Annotated in this window: 2 protein-coding genes and 1 pseudogene; all 3 read left to right on the top strand. The window is 61.9% G+C overall.

Annotation, left to right across the window (positions count from 1 at the left end):
- A pseudogene (locus AC1DX0_RS34370) lies at window positions 1-294 on the top strand (peptide chain release factor N(5)-glutamine methyltransferase); the annotation flags it as partial.
- Window positions 295-596: 302 nt separating this feature from the next.
- On the top strand, window positions 597-1,544 hold the full coding sequence (locus AC1DX0_RS34365) for a DUF4167 domain-containing protein (RefSeq protein ID WP_477358819.1): 948 nt from the start codon (window positions 597-599) through the stop codon (window positions 1,542-1,544).
- 220 nt (window positions 1,545-1,764) lie between these two features.
- On the top strand, window positions 1,765-2,624 hold an 860-nt coding region (locus AC1DX0_RS34360), incomplete at its 3' end, for a Clp protease N-terminal domain-containing protein (RefSeq protein WP_477358816.1).

Raw genomic sequence — 2,624 nt, 5'->3', positions numbered from 1 at the left:
AACCCTCCCTATATACCTTCAGAAGACATCGGAAATCTGCAGGACGAGGTCCGCGATTTCGATCCGCATAGAGCCCTTGATGGCGGCGCGGACGGTCTGGACCCCTACAGGATCATCGCCGCCGAGGCGGCAAGGTTTCTGGAAGCCGAAGGCAGGATTGCGGTCGAGATCGGCCACACGCAACGCAACGAGGTCAATGACATATTCCGCGCCGCCGGCTACGCGGCCGGCGAGGTGTTTGGCGATCTCGGAGGAAACGACAGGGTTATTGTCTTTCAACAGGGAAAGCCTTGACGCAGTGCGAAAAAACCGCTTGGCAATGCCGGGGAATGCGGCTAGGGTCGCCWTAACCGGATGAGACGAAGCAGGCAGTGCTCTTAGCGATTCGGTTTCCTTGGAAATAGCTGCCTTCTTGCGCAAACGAYGCCCAAGCTTCGTGCGGGAATCGTCCGGCAAGTGATGTAACCGGAACAGGATGGCACGTGGCGCCAACGCAATTGATGCGGGCGAACGCCGGTGAAGAAACSAAACGGCTGGCTGCATGAGCGCCWCCGTTCGTGAMGAGTTTTCRAAAATTTCAAAATGAAGAGAGTCTAATGAGGCCACAACAGCAGAACAGGCGCATGCGCGGTCGCAACAAYAATGGCGGCGGCGGTGGYAACAACAATAAYAACAACAACAACCGCAAGGGRCCRAAYCCCCTGACGCGCAACTACGAGAGCAACGGYCCGGACGTGAAGATCCGCGGATCGGCTCAGCAGATCGCCGAAAARTACGCCACCCTKGCCCGTGACGCGCAMAGCTCCGGCGACCGGGTKATGGCGGARAACTATCTCCAGCAYGCCGARCACTACAAYCGYATCATCGCYGCCGCGCAGGCGCAGATGCCGATCCAGAATACGCARCAGAAYCGCGAYGATTTCGACGATGACGGCGACGAGGATCGTGACGACTTCGACAATTCCGGCAACAACAGCAACAACGTTTCCGATGCTCAAGCCCCGGTGGCCAACCATGGCGCCGGCCCGCAGCCGGTCATCGAAGGCATGCCGGCCGAGGTCGCGCTGAACCGGGAAAACGGTCGCGACAATCGTGACAATGGCGGGCGTGACAATGGCGGACGCAACAACGGCCGCGACAACAATGGCGGGCGCCATCGTGATCGCCGCCCCAATGGCGGCTACGGCCAGAACGGTCAGCGCGACTTTGCGTCGTCCTCCGATCAGGGTGGCCAGCAACGCAACGAGACCCCGGTCCAGGCAGACGCACAGGCAGAGCCCGCTTCACCGGTCGACATCGTTGCGGCAGCCGAGCCGGCTCCGATGTTCGAGAGTTTCTCGCCGGCGGCTCTTGCCGCCCAGGCCGAGCTCAACGAGGCGGCCGCCGAGAGTGGTGCTGCCCGTCGCCCGCGCCGTCCGCGCCGTCCGCGCACAAACGCCGATCAGGTCGATGGCGGTAGCGACAACGCCGATGCGGGCCAGGCGGCAGCCAGCCCTGTCGACAGCGGCAATGTCGAGCCGGTGATCGTCGATATCGACAACTGATCGAACAGCATTTCAAGACGTTGCACGGCGGGGAGAAATCTCCGCCGTTTTCGTTTGGGCTGACGTGGAATATTATGCATTGACCGATATCAAGGCGTCTTGAGACGGCATGGGCCATGCACCATATCTCGGCTGAACAGGATCCGGCTCGAATGGGCGGGTCCGTCACCGCAATCTGATCCGGTGCCGCAAAGCGGGCCGGTGATGGAAGGAGACAGATATGAACCTTGAGAAATACTCAGAGCGCGTGCGCGGCTTTATCCAGTCCGCACAGACCATGGCGCTCTCCCGCAATCACCAGCAATTCACCCCCGAACACATTTTGAAGGTGCTTGTCGACGATGACGAGGGCCTGGCCGCGTCGCTGATCGAACGCGCCGGCGGCAATRCACGTGACGTCAAGCTTGGCGTCGAGACGGCACTTGAAGCGATGCCGAAGGTAGAGGGCGGCAACGGCCAGCTCTATCTGGCGCAGCCGCTGGCCAAGGTGTTCTCGACGGCGGAAGAATTGGCCAAGAAGGCCGGCGACAGCTTCGTCACCGTCGAGCGGCTGCTGCAGGCGCTGACCATGGAGAAATCGGCAAAAACCGCCGACATCCTGGCCAAGGCCGGCGTCACAGCGCAGGCACTGAACCAGGTCATCAACGATGTCCGCAAGGGCCGCACCGCCGATTCGGCGAGTGCCGAACAGGGCTATGACGCGCTGAAGAAGTATGCGCGCGACCTGACTGCGGACGCCCGCGCCGGCAAACTGGACCCCGTGATTGGCCGTGACGACGAGATCCGCCGCACCATCCAGGTGCTGTCGCGCCGCACCAAGAACAATCCCGTGCTGATCGGCGAGCCGGGCGTCGGCAAGACGGCGATCGCCGAAGGCCTGGCGCTGCGCATCGTCAATGGCGACGTGCCGGAATCGCTGAAGGACAAGCAACTGATGGCGCTCGACATGGGCGCGCTGATCGCCGGCGCCAAATATCGCGGCGAATTCGAGGAGCGGCTGAAGGCCGTGCTTTCGGAAGTCACTTCGGCGGCTGGCGGGATCATCCTGTTCATCGACGAGATGCACACGCTGGTCGGCGC

It is taken from the genome of Mesorhizobium sp. P3_A9 (assembly GCF_056402975.1).
This window is presented reverse-complemented; position numbering and strand designations above follow the sequence as displayed.